The organism is Sphingobacterium sp. NPDC055346 (genome assembly GCF_053645235.1).
In genome coordinates this window covers 69666-90316 of record NZ_JBSHMI010000012.1, presented here as the reverse complement: position 1 = coordinate 90316, position 20651 = coordinate 69666, and the positions used below count along the sequence as shown (strand labels likewise).

At 42.0% G+C, this 20651-nt stretch carries 15 protein-coding genes; 7 read left to right on the top strand and 8 right to left on the bottom strand.

Annotation, left to right across the window (positions count from 1 at the left end):
* Positions 1 to 3: 3 nt before the first annotated feature.
* From ACWICE_RS19420 to ACWICE_RS19410, 3 genes are read left to right on the top strand one after another with little or no spacing between them, the layout of a single operon-like run.
* A complete protein-coding gene (locus ACWICE_RS19420) occupies positions 4 to 765 on the top strand; it encodes a TrmH family RNA methyltransferase (RefSeq protein WP_185210540.1) in 762 nt (253 codons plus the stop codon).
* The gene (locus ACWICE_RS19415; RefSeq protein WP_185210541.1) at positions 758 to 1951 is read left to right on the top strand and encodes an MFS transporter; all 1194 of its coding nucleotides are present in this window, start codon (positions 758 to 760) and stop codon (positions 1949 to 1951) included. The genes ACWICE_RS19420 and ACWICE_RS19415 overlap by 8 nt, the downstream gene beginning before the upstream one ends.
* A gap of 7 nt (positions 1952 to 1958) precedes the next feature.
* Positions 1959 to 3236, top strand: a complete 1278-nt coding sequence (locus ACWICE_RS19410) for an AI-2E family transporter (RefSeq protein ID WP_185210542.1) — start codon at positions 1959 to 1961, stop codon at positions 3234 to 3236.
* Positions 3237 to 3290: 54 nt separating this feature from the next.
* Here ACWICE_RS19410 and ACWICE_RS19405 read toward each other — a convergent pair whose 3' ends face one another.
* The 3 genes from ACWICE_RS19405 to ACWICE_RS19395 form a co-directional block, all read right to left on the bottom strand.
* Positions 3291 to 6227, bottom strand: coding sequence for a DNA polymerase III subunit alpha (locus ACWICE_RS19405; RefSeq protein ID WP_454299043.1), 2937 nt, complete (start codon positions 6225 to 6227; stop codon positions 3291 to 3293).
* 139 nt (positions 6228 to 6366) lie between these two features.
* The gene (locus tag ACWICE_RS19400; protein ID WP_185210544.1) at positions 6367 to 7296 is read right to left on the bottom strand and encodes an endonuclease/exonuclease/phosphatase family protein; all 930 of its coding nucleotides are present in this window, start codon (positions 7294 to 7296) and stop codon (positions 6367 to 6369) included.
* A 70-nt stretch (positions 7297 to 7366) separates the two neighbouring features.
* The gene (locus tag ACWICE_RS19395) at positions 7367 to 8404 is read right to left on the bottom strand and encodes an endonuclease/exonuclease/phosphatase family protein (RefSeq protein WP_454299042.1); all 1038 of its coding nucleotides are present in this window, start codon (positions 8402 to 8404) and stop codon (positions 7367 to 7369) included.
* Between the two features lie 207 nt (positions 8405 to 8611).
* Here ACWICE_RS19395 and ACWICE_RS19390 point away from each other — a divergent pair, with 207 nt between their 5' ends.
* The 3 genes from ACWICE_RS19390 to ACWICE_RS19380 are packed head-to-tail and all read left to right on the top strand — an operon-like array spanning position 8612 to position 11995.
* Positions 8612 to 9787: a glycosyltransferase family 4 protein gene (locus ACWICE_RS19390; RefSeq protein ID WP_185210547.1), complete on the top strand. Its 1176-nt coding sequence runs from the start codon at positions 8612 to 8614 to the stop codon at positions 9785 to 9787.
* On the top strand, positions 9772 to 10806 hold the full coding sequence (locus ACWICE_RS19385; protein ID WP_454299041.1) for a lysylphosphatidylglycerol synthase transmembrane domain-containing protein: 1035 nt from the start codon (positions 9772 to 9774) through the stop codon (positions 10804 to 10806). Before ACWICE_RS19390 ends, ACWICE_RS19385 begins: the two co-directional genes overlap by 16 nt.
* Complete coding sequence (locus ACWICE_RS19380) at positions 10787 to 11995, top strand: glycosyltransferase family 4 protein (RefSeq protein WP_454291313.1); 1209 nt, start codon at positions 10787 to 10789, stop codon at positions 11993 to 11995. Before ACWICE_RS19385 ends, ACWICE_RS19380 begins: the two co-directional genes overlap by 20 nt.
* Here the strand turns inward: ACWICE_RS19380 and dinB are convergent.
* Together dinB and ACWICE_RS19370 are read right to left on the bottom strand one after the other, a co-directional pair.
* A complete protein-coding gene (gene dinB / locus ACWICE_RS19375; protein ID WP_185210558.1) occupies positions 11992 to 13182 on the bottom strand; it encodes a DNA polymerase IV in 1191 nt (396 codons plus the stop codon). The genes ACWICE_RS19380 and dinB overlap by 4 nt on opposite strands.
* A 61-nt stretch (positions 13183 to 13243) precedes the next feature.
* A complete protein-coding gene (locus tag ACWICE_RS19370; RefSeq protein WP_454299040.1) occupies positions 13244 to 14047 on the bottom strand; it encodes an alpha/beta hydrolase in 804 nt (267 codons plus the stop codon).
* 123 nt (positions 14048 to 14170) lie between these two features.
* On the opposite strand from ACWICE_RS19370, the gene ACWICE_RS19365 reads away from it, so the two are divergent.
* Positions 14171 to 16921, top strand: a complete 2751-nt coding sequence (locus tag ACWICE_RS19365; RefSeq protein WP_454299039.1) for a DNA gyrase/topoisomerase IV subunit A — start codon at positions 14171 to 14173, stop codon at positions 16919 to 16921.
* A 154-nt stretch (positions 16922 to 17075) separates the two neighbouring features.
* On the opposite strand, the gene ACWICE_RS19360 is transcribed toward ACWICE_RS19365, so the two are convergent.
* The 3 genes from ACWICE_RS19360 to ACWICE_RS19350 form a co-directional block, all read right to left on the bottom strand.
* Entirely contained in the window at positions 17076 to 18101 is a 1026-nt protein-coding gene (locus ACWICE_RS19360) for a clostripain-related cysteine peptidase (RefSeq protein WP_454299038.1), read from the bottom strand.
* Positions 18102 to 18244: 143 nt separating this feature from the next.
* Positions 18245 to 19288 carry an endonuclease/exonuclease/phosphatase family protein gene (locus ACWICE_RS19355; RefSeq protein WP_454299037.1) on the bottom strand — a complete coding sequence of 348 codons (1044 nt, stop codon included), beginning with the start codon at positions 19286 to 19288 and terminating at the stop codon, positions 18245 to 18247.
* 5 nt (positions 19289 to 19293) lie between these two features.
* Positions 19294 to 20643 carry a DUF5689 domain-containing protein gene (locus ACWICE_RS19350; RefSeq protein WP_454299036.1) on the bottom strand — a complete coding sequence of 450 codons (1350 nt, stop codon included), beginning with the start codon at positions 20641 to 20643 and terminating at the stop codon, positions 19294 to 19296.
* Positions 20644 to 20651: the final 8 nt, after the last annotated feature.

Below are 20651 nucleotides of genomic sequence, written 5' to 3'. Positions count from 1 at the left end.
CCCATGTTGTCAAAAGCTCAAATCAGTCTAATTACTTCATTGCAGCATAAAAAATTTCGAACTCAGCATAACTTATTTGTGGTAGAGGGCATAAAATCCGTTTTGGAGTTTATACATTCCAGCTACAAGATAAGTAAAATATTTGCGACAGTAGATGCCGCTGCAAAATTGGGCAAAATACCGCAAAATATAAAACTTGAAGAGCTTAGTGAGTCAGAGTTTGGGAAAATAAGTGGCTTAAAGAATCCGCAAGGGGCTTTGGCTTTGGTGGAAATCCCTCATTTTAATCAATTACAGGTAAAGGATTTACAGGGGAGGCATAGTTTGATCTTGGATGATGTTCAAGATCCTGGCAATTTGGGAACCATCATCCGTACGGCGGAATGGTTCGGGATTGAAAACATTATCTGTTCAATAGGCACCGTAGATGCCTACAATCCCAAGGTCGTACAGGCGACCATGGGTTCACTTTCCCGTATTAAATTACACTATCTGGATCTGGAAGAGTTCATTCAGAAAAACAGCATGCCGGTATTTGGGGCTTTGTTGGACGGGGATTCTATTTATGGGACCAATTTTGGGAATGAAGGGTTTATCATGATGGGCAATGAGGGAAATGGAATCAGGGAAAGCTTGATCCCTAAAATTGATCAGGCAGTTACCATTCCGCGGGTTGGCAAGGCTGAGTCATTAAATGTTGCAGTGGCGACAACAATATTTTGTTCAGAATTGACGCGACAAAATATGGAAAAGAAAAATGGATAATATCGAAAACGAAGATCAACCTTTATATACAATACAATTTGGACTGCTCTGTTTGAGCTCTCTCCTATTCTCTGCGAGTTTCAACATGATCATTCCAGAGTTACCCAATTTCCTGTCCTCTTTGGGAGGTGCAGCCCACAAGGGCCTGATCATTGCTCTTTTCACGCTTACAGCTGGGATTTCAAGACCATTTAGCGGTAGATTGACGGACAAATGGGGCCGAGTACCTGTGATGGCCATAGGGTCTACCGTCTGTGTCATCTGTGGTTTTTTATATCCTATCCTGAGCAGTGTTGCTGGATTCTTTCTCCTTCGCTTAGTCCATGGTTTCTCCACTGGGTTTAAGCCCACGGCCACCTCGGCATATATCGCTGATATTATCCCATCGACGCGTTGGGGTGAGGCATTGGGGATGCATGGGCTATGTTTCAGCATCGGTGGTGCCGTTGGACCGGCAATTGGAAGTTATATTGCCCTAAAGTATGATCTGAATACCATGTTCTATAGCTCTTCAGCATTTGCATTCCTTTCCATCATTATCGTGATGAACATGAAGGAAACCCTGAAGGACAAAAATAGATTCTCGCCTAAGATGCTCAAGATTTCACGCCGTGATATTATTGAAGTGCGTGTGATTCCTGCAGCAATCGTTACGCTTCTCTCCTACTCGGCTTATGGTGTAATTTTGACTTTGATTCCGGATTGGAGCGAACATTTGGGCATAGTAAATAAGGGGCTGTTTTTCACGGCCTATACCTTGGCGTCCATAGGGATTCGATTTGTTTCGGGGAAAGTGGCCGATCGCTATGGTAGGATCAGTGTGATGAAAGTAGGGCTGGTAGTGGTCGCTATCTCTCTTTTGTACCTTGGTTTTGGAAACAGCATTGCTCAATTGGTGATCGGCGCCTGCCTTTACGGGATAGGTACGGGTATTTTTTCGCCAGCAGTCAATGCCTGGACCATTGATCTTTCGCTGCCGCAATATCGTGGGAAAGCCATGGCGACCATGTATATCGCATTGGAAGCTGGTATTGGAGGTGGCGCATTATTTGCTGGATATATCTATCACGATGAAATCCTTAGAATTCCGTATATTTTCTATGGGAATGCCCTGATCATCTTGCTGGCATTTTTTTATGTGATTTACTGGAATTCAAAAAACAAAAAAACTAATAACCTGTTATAGCATTCGTATGGAAAATAAACAAACCAAAAGACCGTATTCCTTTGAGCTTGCATCGAGCTTGATGGCCTTGGTTCTTATCATTGCCGTCATGTACTTTACCCAGGGTGTTCTATTACCGCTCATTTTTTCAATCCTGATTTCAATTTCCCTTTATCCATTGGCAAGATTATTTGAAAGAATCCGTCTTGGAAAGGCCTTTTCGGCGATCTTGGCTGTCATTGTAGCCATAGCAATTATCTCGGGTCTATCGTGGTTTATTGTTTATGAGAGTATCTTGATCGGTAAGGATGCATCAGCGATCACGGACAAAGTGATGTCTGTATTAGAGGGTGGGCAGAAGTGGCTGGAAAGCCAATTCGGCATTGAAAGGACTGAAGTGATGGAAAAACTGCGCGAGCAGGGTGAAAAAGCCATGGAGAATGCCGGAGGTATGGTATCCAGTACCTTTGGGTCGATTGGGAATATCCTGGCCAGTGCCATCTTGGTTCCATTATTGAGCTTTTTCCTATTGTATTACCGTGATTTCTTTCGCGAATTTTTCTTTAAAGCTTTTAAAACAACTCCTCAGAGTAAAGTCAATGAGGTGTTGAACAAAATATACGACGTGGTTCAGAGTTATTTGGTAGGGCTGATTACCGTAATGGGAATTGTTGCTGTACTGAATACGGTGGGACTCATGGCGATGGGTATTGACTATGCTTGGTTTTTCGGCTCGTTGGCCTCCCTGCTGATGTTGCTTCCTTATATAGGTATTGCCATTGGATCGATCTTGCCTGCATTATTTGCATTGGCCACAAAAGATAGTGCTCTATACGCATTGGGTGTGGTGGCATGGTTTCAAGTGGTGCAATTCCTGGAGGGTAACATCATTACGCCAAATATTGTGGGTTCCAAGGTCAGCATCAATCCATTGATGGCAATCATCGGAATCCTATTGGGCGGAATGTTATTTGGATTGGCCGGTTTGATCATTGCCCTGCCTTTTATCGCAACGTTAAAGGTTATTTTTGATGCAAACCCAAATATGGAAGCATTTGGTTTCTTGATTGGTGAGCCAGAGAAACTCCATCTCAAGCGGAACTCGACACAGGAGCTGCTGATGAAATGGGGAATCGTTCGGATGCCCAAAAACAAGAAAAAAATTGAAGTGGATGTCAATGTTACGGTAGATGGTCCAGAGGAAACTCCGCATTCTGAAATGACCTATAAAGAGATCAATGAATCTGAGGAGCTCCCTTATGAAGACCTTCCGCAAGATAAATTCAAGAAGAAGGACGAAGAATAAGTTTTTCGGACTTAAGACAAAAGACATAAGGTTCGCCTTATGTCTTTTGTGTTTTTATACTTCTTGCTGAATGTTGAATCCGAGCTTCCGCATGGCAGAGATCTCGACACTGTAGACTCCAAATTCTTCCATAACCCTTCCGTGGAGTTCATAAAAGCCGCTTCCCTGGAAAGGGTATTGACGGAGTACGGGCGAAAAATGCACGGTATCCAACCAGTCTCCCTCCACATCGAGAAATGTCCCGAAACACATCCGTTCTTTTTTAATGGTTCGGGTTTCTTTCAAGGTGACCAATCGGCCGATGATCTTGATCTGTTGGCCAAGGAGATCAGGCAACTGATTGACCAAGACCGAACCTTTCAGATGCTCCTTATTCAACAGCTCAAAGAAGTCGCCCACGACAAAGCCCAAGAGATCGAGTTCATCACGCAGGTCATCCATCCTATTCTTTTCAAAATCAGGCAGGGAAAACTTGATTTCCTCTGTTTGGAAAAGCGTTACAGGATCATCTTTCTCTGTCCGTTTATTCCTGAAGTTTGCTTCCCATAGCAGGGTTTTCTTATCCAAGCCCGTGAACCGCAATGCACCGATCCGAATCAGGATATTGAGCTGTTCGGGAGCCGGATGCAATCGCTGTAGGACATCATTCAAGCTCTTATAAGGTCCATTTCGCTGCCTTTCCTCCACGATCTGATGGGCAAACTCCTGCTCCAGACCTTGCAAGTGGATAAAACCGACATAGACCTGTTGCTCGGTAATATTGGTAAGATGATCGCTGTTGTTCAAGCATGGAAGTTGGATGATGCCGCCATTCCTCCGTAATTCATGGAAATAGAATTCCGTGCGATAAAAGCCGCCGAAATTATTGATAACGGCGACATAAAATTCACAGGGGTAATACGTTTTGAGGTAAAGGCTCTGATAACTCTCCACAGCAAAGGAGGCCGAGTGCCCTTTGGCAAAGGAATAACCACCAAAGCTCTCCATCTGCCGCCAAACCTCGGAGGTGACAGATTCATCATAGCCTTGTTCCCTACAGTTTGAAAAGAATTTCGCACGCATCAGCTCAAACTTATTTTCAGAACGGTACTTTCCGCTCATGGCCCGTCTCAGGATATCGGCCTCCTCCAAGGATATCCCACCGAAATGATGGGCAACCTTGATCACATCTTCCTGATAGACCATCACTCCGAAGGTCTCTTCGAGGAGTTCCTTCATTTTAGGGTGCAGGTATTCGATTTTATCGCGATCATGATAGCGTTCGATATACTGTTTCATCATGCCCGATTGAGCGACTCCTGGCCGAATGATCGAACTGGCCGCCACGAGGGTAAGGTAGTCAGAACATTTCAGTTTGCCCAAAAGCTGCCGCATAGCAGGGCTTTCGATATAAAAACAGCCAATGGTATCTGCCTTGCGGATCATTTCTGCAAGCTTGGGATCTTCAAAGAAGCGTTCCACCTGATGAATGTCGACATGCTTACCTTTATTTTTCTGCACCAATCCTAGGGCGTCTTTGATATGCCCCAAGCCACGCTGACTCAGGATATCAAATTTAAAGAGCCCTATCCTGTCGGCCTCGAACATATCCATATGGAGGGTCCGAAATCCCTTTGGCGGTAATTCCAATACGCCGTATTCATTCAATGGTTTTTCACTGATCAGCACCCCACCGGCATGGACACTGATATTGCTAGGGAAATCAACCAACAGGGCTCCATATTTCTGGATCCACCGTTGGATTTTATCCTCAGCACTCCATTCTCGCTTATGCACCAATTCATCGATCTCCTCTTTAGGCAGTCCAAATACCTTTCCCAATTCCCTCACAATGGCCCTTCGCTGAAAAGTATTGTACATGCCCAGTAAAGAGACATGCTGACGACCATATCGCATAAACAGGTACTCAAAGATGGCATCACGATCTTTCCAGCTAAAGTCAATATCAAAATCGGGCGGAGAGGTCCGGTTGGGATTTAAAAACCGTTCAAAATATAGATCTAGCTTGATGGGATCCACATCGGTAATGCGCAGGCAATAGGCAACGACCGAGTTGGCACCACTCCCCCGCCCCACATGATAGAACCCTTGCTCATTGGCATACCGCAACATATCCCAAACAATCAAAAAATAGGAATTAAATTCAGATTGCTTGATAATGGAAAGTTCCTTTTCCACCCGCTCCATGGCCTTTTTGTTCTTGCTGCCATACCGGATCTTGCAGCCTTCAATAGCCAACTTTCTTAACAGTTCATGGTCATCATCCATGCTCGCAGTGAAGTGTTTCTTGTTTTTATCGATATGGAAAGTCATTTCAATCGAACAGCTCTTGACCACTTCCATGGTCTTGCTGATAACAGATGGGAACTTTGCATAGGCGGATACCAGGCTTTCTTCATCCATCAAGGTCTCATTTGGTCTGGCATAATCCTCTTTGACCAATTTCGACAGTAGCGTATTTTTAGCAATTGCCCTTAAGATCCGATGCAGGTCATAGTAAGTCTTATCTTGATAGGTCACAGGTTGCAGCACGACCCAGCAGTCAGCTTGAAGTGCCTCTTGCCAGCTCAATTTATTGAGGTCCTCCTTCCTTAATCCAATGAGTTCATTTGGCCTTAGCTGTTCGATCTCAGGATGATTCTCAAAAGTATAGATGACCCAAAGATCATCGGATTCAAAAGGTGGCTTTTTGGGGAAATCCAACTTCCTCTGTTTATAAAAGGAAAGGAAACTCTGGATGACGTATAGACCGGCATTGTTTTTCGCCAAAAGGATATAACATAATTCGTTTTCATTGCGTATTTCGACCCCTACAATAGGTTTGATGTTTGCTTCCTGACATTTGAGCACAAAATCCCAACAATCTGCCGTACTGTTGATATTTGTCAAAGCCATGGCCTTAATCCCTAAAGACTGCGCACTTTCTACCAAATCCTTTGTAGGAAAGGTTCCATAATGAAAACTAAACCAGGTCTTGCAATTCAAAAACATTTTACAAGATTAAGGTTTTTTTAATTCATTTTACTAAAAATATTAGCAAAAATACTTTCAAAAAAGCTGACCTATTGAAGCCCAGCTAAATCTAATATTACTAATTATATACTAAATGGTCAATCAGCTATTATGGAGATTAATCCTCCCAGGTCCAGTTCAGTTGCATGGAAACCGCCAAGTGGTCAGACAGGGCTTCTCCATCGGCACTTGTGAAATGCTGGATCTCGACCTGATAGTCCATTGGCTGAAATTTCAGGTGGTCGCTATTTCTAAAGAAAATCTTATCTAAACTCTCCGTGTCGTTGTTGAGGCTCAACATATGCTGCGCAATAAACTTGGGAATAACCTCTGGAAAAACACCTTTACGGAGGAATTGGACCCAACCATCAGACAGCCCCGTGGTCAGAAGGAACTCATGCAAATTGTCTCTTTTATAAGCATAATGGGCATTAAAATCACCCATGACGATTAAAGGCCTACCTGCGGAATTATCGTTGATATAAGTCGCCAACTGTCTAAAGTTTTCCCTTCTTGCCCGAGCTGCGCGAGCAACATCGCTTGAGTTTGCATGCACATTATAAACATCGACAGTTACTTGATTGGCCAATTGGATCTGCGCAAAGCTAAACCCTTTCACGGTCCAACAATCAGGACCACTGCAATGGCGCCATGGAATCCTTCTGTATTCAATGATAGGATACTTGGACAAGGTATTCAGACCATCGCCAATTGGAATCTTCCCTTTGGTCTGCGTACGATAAGGATGTAAGTTCTTGGAATAAAAAGAAGTATTATAGTTAAAATCTTCTTGGACATTGACAATATCATAAGGCTCAACTTTTTCACCGATTTCGGCAATACTGAATTTCCTAGGGAGCTTTGCAGCCGAGATCCCTTGGGGTAACCCTGCGATATTATAGGTCAACAATGATATTTTCCCTTGCAAAAAACGTTCTGAAGAGGATTCTTCTTGGGGGATAGCTACGGAAATCAGCTTTCCCTTTAAGCTCTTGAAAACAAATAGTAAAACTATAATTACCGCTGCGAGTATAAAAAGTATGGTCATCTATTAACTTATATGAAATAAAAGTATCTTCTTCAAATTATCTAAATGGGAATTCAACATTAAGTTTTTGTTACTCACCACCATGGAAACCTTCTAATTGATCAATGACCTTAGATTTCTTATCAGAAGTCATTAAAGAATCGTTCAATTCCCATTCCAATTTTAATGAGATAGCACAATGATCGGAAAGAGGTTCGCCCGTATCGGTACTGAAAAGCTCATGTTGCACTTGGTAATTTTTTGGTTTGAATATCAACTGTTTGCTATTGCGAAAATAAATCTTGTCGATGCTCTCGCAATCGTCCGTTACGGTCAAAGCGTGCTGTGCAATAAAGTTTTCTTCATGCTCGGGCAACCGGCCTTGGTTTCGAAGAAAAACCCAGGTATCGACTAAGTCCATCTCTTTTTGGAAGGTCCGCACATTATCTTCAGCAAAGGTATAATGTGCATTGAAATCACCCATGATCAACAGAGGTTGTCCTGCAGATTTTTCTTTTATGTAGTTCGCGAACTGCTCTAGATTTTTCTTTCTTGCAACAACCGCAGACCTATTGTCCTGGGCTGTGGCATGTATGTTATAGACATCCAGGAACACATCCTTAGCAATCTCTAATCGGGCATAACTGAATCCCTTCGGTGTCAAGCAATCACTGCCGCTACAGTCTTTCCAGGAAATTCGCTCGGAGTCTTTAATAGGATATTTGGAAAGGGTACTCAAACCATCCCCGAAAGGAACAGTCCCCATGCTTACGGTTCGAAATAAATGCAGATTGGAAGCATACAATTCAAAATTGTAATTGAAATCTTCTTGAACATTGACGATGTCAAAGCGGTTGATCCGTTCACCAATGGTCCGGATACTGGCCGCCCTTGGAGTTTCGGCACTGGAAATCAGTTGCGGAAGCCCTGCAATATTATAGGTCAATAGCGATAATTCTCCAGATGAACGATGTTCCAGTTCAGGATAGTTCAGCAAGGGCATTGCTTTGGAGCCATTGCTGCGCTTGTAACTGAACATAAAAACAAGGGAGAAAATAATCGACATCAGTACTATAAACCTGAAATGCCACGCTTTACTTTTCTGAGGATAAGGAAGGTTGATCAGCATATCTATCAATCGTAATTCCTATAGCAAAACTACCGTACACGGTTAAATCTAATCTTAAGGTAAGATTAAAGGTTTGTTGATTTGATATTTAGGATTTATTAAGACTTCATCATTCCTAAACATTTCATTCACAATAGCATAACACCAAATTAGCAATAAAGAAACACTGAGCCTATACTTTTACCCGATAGACAATTTGAATTCTAAATGAAGAAAGTTGCTTTTTTTTCTGAGATTCTCATAGAAGATTTTGACGGGGCCTCAAGGACCATGTTTCAAATCATAAACCGAATCGATCACACGGCTTTTTCTTACCTTTTCATTTATGGAAAAGGTCCTGAAAACTTCAAGACGCATCAATCTTATCAAGTCCCGACCTTCCGCATTCCGATCAATGATGATTATTCATTGGCAGTTCCCCAATTATCAAAATGGAAACTGGAAGAAGCCTTGGATAATTTTGCTCCGGACGTGATCCATATCGCAACTCCCTCCCTTTTAGGGTTCTTTGCCATGAAATATGCGAGGAAAAGGAACATCCCGATCCTGAGTATCTATCACACCCACTTTATCTCGTATATCGCTTATTATCTCCGCAATCTATCTTCTTTGATCAGACCTGCAGAATATTGGATGCGCAAGGCTATGCTCCGCTTCTACAACAGTTGCCATAAGATTTATGTGCCCGCCAATAATATCATGGATGAACTTAAGGAAATTGGGATACAGTCCGATCGTTTGACTTTATGGCAAAGGGGTATCGACCTGAGATTGTTTAACCCCGAGAAAGCTGACCGAGCCTATATCCGGAATATCACAAAAAACGACAAACCCAATATTTTGTTTGCAAGCCGCTTGGTCTGGGAGAAAAACGTGCAAACCTTAATCGACGTTTATCAGCATCTCAAAAAATCAAAATTTGAATATAACTTAATTATCGCAGGCGATGGAGCCGCAAGGGAAGAAGCAGAAATGCTGATGCCTACAGCTCATTTCTTGGGAAAATTAGACCATACTGAACTATCAAAACTATATGCTTCTTCTGACGTGTTCCTTTTCACCTCTACTTCGGAAACTTATGGAAACGTGGTAATAGAAGCCATGGCATCCGGTCTTCCCTGTGTCATTGCCAATGGTGGAGGGAGCTCCAGCCTGATCGAACACGGAAGAAATGGGTACAAATGTGTGCCCAACAATGCCTTGGAATACATGTATTTCATCCATAAGATCCTGAGCGATCCCCAAATAAAAAACGAATTCCAACAGGCTGGACTGAATTACGTGAGAAAATTGGATTGGGGGGAGTTGGCACAAACTTATTTTGATGACATCCATGAGTTAGCTTCCGAACCCATAAACGGTATTGCATGGGCAGGAAACTAAGGATCAGCAAAAAAACGGTCAAAACTGGGCTTATCCTCATCATACTTGGTTTTATAGCTGTCTATATCCTCAACACCGATTTCTCAGCTATAAAAAAGGAATTGCTAACAATTGGATATAGATTCATCTATCTCCTTGGGGTTACTTTCTTGGCTTATTTTTTTGGTAACTGGTCTTGGTATGTCTGTCTGGCTGAGGACCGCAAGAAAATCAGTTTGATGAAGATGTTTGCGGTCCGGCAAATTGGCGAAACCGTCGGTCAGTATAACCCGACGAGCATAGTCGGAGGAGATTTACTGAAAGCTGAAATGCTCAAACCATATGGGATCTCCACCGAAGTAGCTTTAAGTTCTGTGGCGACTTCCAGGATCACAGTGGTACTTTCACAGATCCTCTTGTTCCTGATTGCCTGCCTTTGGTTGAGTGGCATGGAAGCTGGGCAAGCTGCATTGAAGAGCATAGGAGTTGCTTTCTATGTCTTTATTGCATTCTTGATCCTGTTGAACTTAGTTTTTTTCTATTGGCTCATCTTTAGCAAATCCTCTTCAAAACCTGAGAACAGTGAAGATATCGATGGCTTTTGGAAAAAACTCAGATCAAAGGTCTTGCAATTGATATTCAATATCCGAAAGTCTTACCGGTTTAACCCAAGGTTATTTTGGTACTCTTACCTTTTAGCGGGTATCCATTGGATTATCGGCAGCTTGGAATTCTATCTCATCCTGCTTTTTTTAGGCTTTGAGGTAGAGCCCATGCATGGTTTGCTGCTGGATATGGGCGTCATTGTATTTAAAAGTGCGGGAGCCTTTGTTCCTGGACAATTGGGAGTTGAAGAGCTTGGAAACAAGATGATGCTACAGATCATAGGTATCAGTGCCTCTAGCATCTGGATTTCGGCCTCCATCCTTCGCCGTGCAAGACAGGTTTTCTGGATAGCTGTAGGGTTTATCCTATACCTATTTGTCAAAAAGGACAGTACACAATCATCTACGCTGAAAAATGGAAATATTATTTGTTAGTCATAAATATCCACCTGCAACAGGTGGTATGGAAAAACAAAGCTTTGAACTGATCAACAACCTTAGCAAGCATCCGCAGGTTCAGATCCATATGCTGGTTTATAGAAAAGGGGAAGAGAGCCTGTTGAAGTTTTTCTGGAACCTCAATAGCAATATTCTAAGGACATTGGAACTCCATCCCAATATTCAACTGATCCATTTTAACGACGGACTGATTGCATCGCTTGCGCTCTTTCATTCCGGCTATAAACATTTGAAAAGAGTGGTTACCCTACATGGTCTGGATGTGGTGTTCCCTTTGAGATACTTTCAGAAGAAAATCCTGCCACGTTTCAATGAATATGACCACATCATTACCGTTAGCTCAGCCACTGCAAAAGCTGCCATCCGTCGTGGCATTTCCGAAGATAAAATAACCGTTATCAAAAATGGCGTTGACCATGATATTGCCAAATCCAGACCGGCTCCTTTGGAACAGATCAAGCATTATTATCCACAGATTGACCTCAACAAGAAATACATGGTGACCTTGGGTCGTCCCGTGAAACGAAAAGGCTTCGCATGGTTGTTGAGGGAAGTTGTTCCTCAAATGCCATCCGAATTTCAACTGTTGATGATTGGCCCTTTCAATCAAAAAGCTAGTTTTACGGAAAAAATCCTTCGTCTACTTCCTAAAAAAATATTCCACTTGATTACTCTTTTTTTGGGATACCCTTCAGATGAAAGCGAAATCCGAAAACTTTTGCAAGACCCTATCATCGACTCTCGGGTAAAACATCTTGGCAAAGTTCCTTTTCAGCATCTTCAATCGCTTTTAGGGCATGCATCGGCTTTTTTGATGCCCAACATTCAGGTACCGGGTGATATGGAAGGTTTTGGATTGGTCTGCTTAGAAGCTTCAGTGGCTGGCACCTTGGTCCTTGCTTCTTCTCTGGAAGGAATAACCGACGCTGTTCAACATCAGAAAAACGGGATCCTTCTTCCTTCCAATGATTCAGACCGTTGGGTCGACCAGTTAAATGCAGTCCTAGATAATACAGATGGATATCAGGTCTTGGCAAAATCTTATCAAGCCTTTAGTTTAGAGCACTACGGTTGGGAAATCATGGCCTCATCTTATCTGCAGACCTTTCGACAGTTGACCTATAAGAAATCTTCCTTAAAGCTGTTGCACTCCAAGGAATGTTAAAAATGGGGACTCCGATCCTTTTTATTGATTTCTTTTAAGGATATCGCCCGTTTGATTGCCTCGTCACCATATCGAGCTCGCATGGCATCCATGGCTTGGTACAAGCGCACAGCCTCTTCAGTATCTTCAAATAGATTGATCTGTTGTGATCCCTGCACCAGATGGCTGAACCGAACCCCGATCAACCGGACCAGCATCCGGCGGTCGTAGAGCTTAGCAAAAAGTTCTTTGACCTTCTTCAGCAATACGGTATCAGAGGCGGTATAGGAAATCACCATCTGTTTACTGACCGTATCAAAATTGGCATACCTCAATTTTACCGTAACACAACCGGTCAATCGCTCCTGCTTGCGCAATTGAAAAGTCAACCGTTCTGTCATCCGGATCAATTCACTGTTCAGGAACTGCATGTTGATGGTATCTTGCAGAAAGGTTTCTTCCGTGCCGATGCTCTTTTGTTCAGAATAGGGAATAATGGGTGAAGGGTCGATCCCATTGGCTTTTCTGGAAAGGTCAATCCCGTTTTTCCCTAAAAGGTTATGCATCATTGGAACCGGGATCTCACTCAATATCTTGATCGTTTTGACGCCCATCTGCAGCAGGAGCATGCTGGTCTTATCCCCTATCCCCGGCATCCGTTGGATTTTCAGAGGAGCCAGGTAATCTTTTTCTAGGCCATGCAATATCTCCTTGCGTCCATCAGGTTTTGCATCATCGGTCGCCACTTTGCTGATCAGCTTATTGGATGCTAAAGCATAACTAATTGGCAGACCACTCTCCTTTTGGATCTTCCCTTTCAGCTCTATCATAAACTGACTGCAACCGAAAAAACGGTCAACACCTGTCAGATCCACATAAAACTCATCCACACTCGCCTTTTCCATTACCGGAACAGTCTCTCGAACCACATCGGTCACCACCCTTGAATAATAGCTATAACTGTCCATATCGCCCCGTACCACAATAGCATGCGGACATAAACGCAAAGCCAGTTTCATCGGCATCGCACTATGGACTCCAAATTTCCGGGTCTCATAACTGCAGGCCGAAACTACCGCACGGTCGCTCAACCCTCCCACAATCAAAGGTTTACCAATGAACTTACTGTTCTTCAGACGTTCTACGCTTACAAAAAACGTATCCAAGTCCAAATGAGCCACAAAACGCTTATTATCAACCAAATTCATAGTAATCCCGAATATGAAACAATTCAAAATTACTAAAAATATTAGTAAAATAAACTTTTATTTATTTATTCAACCGTTCGATTTCTTTCAATAAAAGCGGGAAAGCGGGATAGGCCATTCCATGATCATACCCGTCTAATTCTAATAATTTAACCTGAGTGTGGCCAACTATCTTAAACATCCTGGCCAAGTAGGCATTCTCTTCATATCGACCGACCATTTCAAGCTCCCGGTCTCCTGTGATCAAGGTCATCGGAACATTGTTTTTCCGGACCCAAAAAAGAGGTGCAAATTCATCAACGACAGGTTGATTGATATGGATCCCTTTTTCGGCACGGGCCGTAAAATGGCTGATGCATTGAGCACTGAAGGGAACTACAGCAAATAGATCGTCTGCATTGATACCTTCATCAGCTAAATAGCGGGAATTTAAAGCAAGCATCAGGTTCAAATACCCTCCAGCAGAATGACCGGAAAGAACAATCTTTTTGTTGCTGCCTCCAAATTCAGCAATATGATCGAAAGTCCAGTGAACCGCTTTTGCAGCATCCTTGATGATATCTTCAACCTTGACATTGGGCGACAGTCGATAACCGACCCCTACTACGGCGACACCTTTTTCTTTCAGGTAAGCCGGAATCTCTTTCCTTCCTTCCGTCAATCCACCACCATGGAACCACACGATGGTAGCAAAATCTTTCTTGTCCTTCGGGTAGTACACATCCACTTGACAGCGTTCCTTGCTATACGGATCCGCATTGGAAGGCACATAAGAAATATTCTCCTTCAAGCCATAATTTGCACTTTGGGCAAAAAGAAAATTCAGGAGGGAACAAAATAGCAAGAGGGTCACAAGTCTTTTCATCTGATAGGGTTTTGATAGATTGTAGAATAATCCTAAAAATAAGACAAATAAAATGAATTTTGTATTTTTACGAGGTTTGCGGAAATCAATCCTGTAAACCCATCAAAATCTTACGAAAATTTCATGAGTGACGAAATCAACGATATAGAAGAGAATAACGACTCAAACCCAAATCAAGACCAACAAAGCAATACCATCCCCTTGTCGGGACTATATGAAAATTGGTTTCTGGATTACGCTTCTTATGTCATATTGGACCGCGCGGTACCACATATCAATGATGGTTTCAAGCCCGTTCAACGTCGTATCCTCCATTCCCTGAAGGAAATGGACGATGGACGATATAATAAAGCGGCAAATGTCATCGGTAATACCATGAAGTACCACCCACATGGGGATGCTTCCATTGGGGATGCGATGGTTCAAATAGGGCAAAAAGATTTACTGATCGACTGTCAGGGTAACTGGGGAGATCCGATTACCGGAGACTCCGCTGCTGCCCCTCGTTATATCGAAGGCCGACTGTCTAAGTTTGCCAATGAAGTGGTCTTCAATCCTGATACTACCGATTGGCAATTGAGTTATGATGGGCGGAATAAAGAACCGATCACCCTTCCTGTTAAATTTCCATTGTTATTGGCTCAAGGAGCAGAAGGAATTGCCGTAGGTTTGGCGACCAAGATCATGCCGCATAACTTTATTGAGCTGATCGATGGATCCATCCAAGTTTTAAAAGGTGAAAGACCGGCAATCTATCCGGACTTCCCAACTGGAGGGATGGCAGATGTAACGGGATATAATGAAGGACAGCGTGGTGGAAAAATCCGTGTCCGCGCAAAGATCGAGGAGCGGGACAAGAAAACATTGGCCATCACCGAAATCCCATTCGGCACTACAACCGGCTCATTGATCGATAGTATCGTTTCGGCCAATGAAAAGGGAAAAATCAAGATCAAGAAAATTGAGGACAATACCGCTGAGTTCGTTGAGATCATTGTGCACCTTGCCCCTGGAATTTCTCCAGATGTAACCATAGATGCATTGTATGCTTTCACCGGCTGTGAAACTTCCATTTCGCCAAATACCTGTGTGATCAAGAACAACAAGCCTCATTTTATGAGCGTGAATGATATCTTGATCGAAAACACAAAGCAGACCAAGAGCTTGTTGAAACAAGAACTTGAGATCAGGTTGCATGAACTTCAGGAAAAGATTTTCTTTAGCTCCTTGCTGAAGATATTTATCCAAGAAGGCATGTATAAGCATTCTGATTATGAAAATGCCGGCGATTTCGACACCGTGGTAGCAGTGTTGAACCAATTATTTGAGCCATTCTTTGATCAGTTCTACCGTGCGATCACACCTGAAGATTTCAAGAGGTTGATCGACAAACCCATGAGTAGCATCACACGCTTTGACGTCAAAAAGGCAGATGAGCAAATGAAAGCCCTTGAAGATGAGATCAAAGAGGTTAAAAAGAACTTAAGAAATCTTACAGAATACACCATTAAGTGGTTTGAATATATCCGTGGAAAATACAGTAAAGGAAGAGAAAGGAAGACTGAACTCCGTGTATTCGATAAGGTAGAAGCAACCCAGGTTGCCCTAGCAAATGCAAAACTTTATGTGAACCGCGAGGAAGGATTTATTGGAACCAATATGCGTAAGGATGAATTGGTTTCAGATTGTTCGGATATCGACGATATCATCGTTTTCCGCGCGGACGGTAAATATTCCGTTGTCAAAGTACAGGACAAGGTGTTCGTGGGTAAAGATATAATCCATGTTGCTGTCTTCAAAAAAGGCGATGACCGGACCGTATATAATGCCATCTATAAAGATGGGGCTACCGGTACCAGTTACATCAAGCGGTTCTCCGTGACAGCAGTCACAAGGGATAAGGATTATGATATAGGTAAAGCTAGTAAAGGCACTAAGATCCTTTACTTTACTGCCAATCCAAACGGAGAGGCCGAAATCGTAAATATCCAGCTCAAACCTCATTCAAAACTACGCAAGCTGAACTTTGATATGGATTTTGCTGAGATCGCAATCAAGGGACGTGCTTCCCAAGGAAACATTGTCAGCAAATACCCCGTTAAAAAGGTTGCCTTTAAAAGCGCAGGGGTCTCAACTCTTGCCGGTAGAAAGATCTGGTATGATGATATCCTAAAACGCTTGAATGCCGATAATCGAGGTAAGTTCTTGGGCGAATTCGATGGTGATGACAAAATCTTAATGGTTGTCAACGATGGAACCTATGAGTTGAGCAACTTTGACCTGAACAATCACTTCGACGAGAAAATGATCCGTCTGGAGAAATTCATTCCTGAACAAATCTATACGGCCATCCATCAGGACAGTAAATCTGGAACCTACTTTGTCAAGAGATTCAACTTTGATGATAATCCAGTAGGAAAACGAGTTCGTTTCATTCCTGAAGAAAGTAAATTGGTTCTGTTGACCAACAATGACACACCAATCGTTTCTCTGGATATCCTGAAAGGTAAATCCCAGACCCACGAACATCTAGAGCAGGAATTAAATGAAATCGTAGATGTGAAAGGAATGAAAGCGCAAGGTAATAGGTTATCATTCCATACGGTACAAAAGATTAAGCTTCTTTCTGAAGAAAAGGACCTTTCAACCTCACAAGAAACTGAGGAAAATGAGATCGCAGCACCTGAAACACAGGCTATGGTCGAGAAGGAAGTCAAGTCTGAAAAAACAACAGTAGAACCAGAAAAACCGAAGGAACCAAAACCTGCTGAACCGGATGATATTCCTTTTGAAATCACCAACCCTGATGATATCCAAATCGATACCAATGGGCAGCTGGGATTGTTTGGAGGCAACGAAGAAGAAGAAAATTAAGATAATAGGGGACTTGGTCCCCTTTTTTATTTATGAATTACAAAATTTTTGGCCACCTCCTAATCGCAATATTTACTATTTTGGAAACAATGAAAAAAGGAGCCATAGTATCCTATGAACTCCTTTAAAAAAACAAGTAGTAATTATGTGATATTTATGATATCCAATGGAATAGTTTAAAATAGGATGAAGCTGAATTCCAAGCTAATCCTTGGTAATATTTAGCAAATTCATTCTCAGATTGTGCAGGAATATAACAGGACACCCCAGAAAAAGAATTAATTGCTGTTCCTAAAAATTGAGGGGTTGCAACCTTAAAGAGGACAGTTCGATCGATTTGACTCTTAATCATGGCTACATGTTCCTTCGAATAATTTTTCTCGCAGAAATCCAAAAGATCAAATGCAGGTACGGTAGAAACCATATTCGGATCAAGATCCAACCTCTGCACATCATTCCTGGAAACTTGCCCATATTTTCCAGTTTGGATAACACTTTCCATGGTCTTAGCCAAATTGGTCATCTCTTTCATATTTATTAAGGAATAACTAGCTGAACGGAACAATCCCTTCTGGTTATTGTAAAAATCAAAGTAAAGCTGTGCTGCCTTTATGAGTCCTTTTTCCACATTCTTATCAAAAAAATGTTCAATGATCTTGTCATATGGCAGACCAACACTGATGACCTCTGTTGGGGAAGCTAATACATAGGGAACAATATCTTTTAATTCATACAGAACCTCCACAGAACCCATGGAGCAGGCATCAAAAATCAAATATTCTAAATTCCTTGGCAAAGCTCTTTTTAGGTCCATTACATCCATGGTCTCCCCATTATCGTCTCCAAATGATTTGACTTTTGCCATTTTCGAGTTCCCAGGATACCAATTGGTAGCATGGGACCATAGTATGGCCGCATAACTTTCTGCCTTTCCGAGTTGCTCCATATCTTCAAATATCATTCTCATGATATTTGGATCTGAGGCATTGTGTTCAGGATAATCTTTTAAAACCTTACTGACAATCTGTGGGGTATCATCATGAACGATTTCGTAAATCTTGGGATTTTGGCCAAAGACCTTGGCATAAACTAATAATTTCCCTCCAAAATCTGCATAGCCGGCCTCCATCTGATTGATGTTTGCGTAAGCTTCCGGAGCTAAGTTGTTGTTTGCTGACATATAGACCATAACAGTCTTGGAAACTACTTGCCTTCCTTGAAGGTCCGTTTTGCTGCACGAGGCTAATAAAACACTAAATAACAGGACAAATCCTATTGTAAAACTTTTCTGAAAACATTTTCTCCTGTTGTTCATTTTTTTATTCAATCTAACTCTTTTAACAAATAAATTAATACGGGAAAGTGATCGGAATATCCATTCTGGAATAGATTACCAGAAAACGTCCTTAAGGGATATCCTTTGTACCGACCGTCCTTGGTAATTAAATAATCGGGATTATAGATTTCAGATTTCCAGAATTTCAAACTGCTCCTATCATCTCCTAATAGTGGCTCCGAAATAATAATCTGGTCAAAAAGGCTCCATTTGGCAAGATATCCTAATGTTCCAATACCTTGTGTATAATGCTTAAACATAGTATTGTACAATTCCCCTGGCCTTAAATTTTCACTATAGCGTTTTGCTCCTAAAATCTCCTTTACGCTGATATCAACAGGGTCGTCATTGAGGTCACCCATGATGATGATCTTTGCTTTATGATTTTTCCTGTAAATGGAATCCACAGCATTTCTGACTATGCCAGCAGCATGCTCGCGAAGTTCAGAGGATTTGGACCCAAACCTGGAAGGCCAATGGTTAATGAATACGTGGACCATCTCATTGGCAATTACCCCCTTGACCATTAAAATATCTCGAGTAACGTATTCCGGCCTACTTTCAATATGGTAAGGCAATATCTGGGCATGAACTAAACGAAAAAGCTTGGGATTGTAGAGCATTGCAACATCGATTCCTCGACGGTCTGGAGATTCGTAATGTACAACTTCATAACCATTATCTTTTATAGCACTTTGCTTGATGAGGTCATTTATTACCCTCCTGTTCTCAATTTCAGATAGTCCAATAATTACGGGCCCTGATTTACCATATTTCCTTCCGATACTGCTCAACACAGAAGCAATTTTCTCCTGCTTCTTCCAGTACTTGTCCTGGGTCCAGTTCATCCCGCCTTTTGGTGTAAATTCCTCATCTTGGATACTAGTATCTCTTTCTGTATCAAATAGGTTCTCTACGTTATAGAATGCAATGGGATATACAGAATATTTCCTGTGCTGACTGAGGCCGTTTAACCATAGTGCTGCAAAAAGAAATAACAGAAGGTATTTTCTATTTTGAATACTAAACATATCTGTTATTTCAATTGAGGAATAATGATTTCTTTCTTACCTCCATTTCCTGAATCCGCACCCACCAATTCTATATTATCTAACCTAAAGCCAATTTTGTTGTTAGCAGAGTTGGAAACAAACTCAATCCTCAAATTATTGGCTTGTGGAATCTTAGGAATACTGATGGTAAACCATTTGTTGTTGTCCCCAGCAGCATTCGATATAGGCTTACTTGGGACTGACATCAATTGCCCATTGACCTTGACCTGGATTTGGTTAAGGTCTGCCGATGCAGATGCATCAAACAGGTTTGCTGTCAGTTGATAGCTTAAGGTCACTTCGCCTTTACCTTGGGAATTGATTCCGGAAATCTCTACAGTAGCATCTCTATTGGCTGGCAACCAGATGTGGGCACCATTTCCTCCCGATATACTTCTAACATCGGCAATACTCGCATCTTCCTTATATTGAACCGGAGGCTTCATGTCAAAATCTTTAAAATCATTGATTTTTGGTCGATTTCCTGATGGATAGGTTCCCTGTCCAAAGGTTTCTTTGAAAAAACTGCCGGCAGTCGGTTTGACCTCTTCCGGATTTTCTCCACTAAAACTCAGAACATCGGCCTTTGTCCGCAACAAAAGCTGCCAGGTACCATTGAACCTTCCTAATATCCCAATAAGGCTACCGGTCCCCCTAGGCAATAGGTCCTGGGAAAAATTCGAATAATTACTCGTCCGAACAACCAGCACTTTCCCATCCTGATCCCTTATTTCCTCATTGCTGGTGGCATTTTTTTCCGAAAAGGTCCTTTTTCCGCCATTGACAAAACGTATGTCCCTTACTTCAACGATTTGATGGACCAGATCGTCCGTCAGTTTATCAAATGATATTTCTTTATATTTTACATTTGCTGGGTTTGGCCATGAATTCATCTTGACCTTATCCTGAAAACTCTGCCAGGAAATCCTATTGGCATTGGTGGTCCCCAAACCGATCTGCAATTCACCACCATACTTTAAGATATATAAGTCCTTAAGGCTCACATAAACTTCCTGACCTACCTGATAGGTCACATAGACCGAATTTTGTTCCACGCCTAAATAAATGCCTGCCGTTCCATCCTGTACATAGATTTGCTTATAGATGTTGCCAGATTCATCATTTGCAGTCACTATCCCTTTTATGATTAATTCCTCCTCCAAAAATACCGGATCCTTAATATCCTTAAATCGTTCTTTTAACTGTTTTATACTGATGTTATCCGGTTTCCCCTTATAGACCGGTTCAGTCAAAGGTGGTGGGGTATACTCGCGTTCACATGCCAAGAAAAGCATGCTGAATAAGAACAAATAGATTAACCTAATATTTTTCATCTAATAAC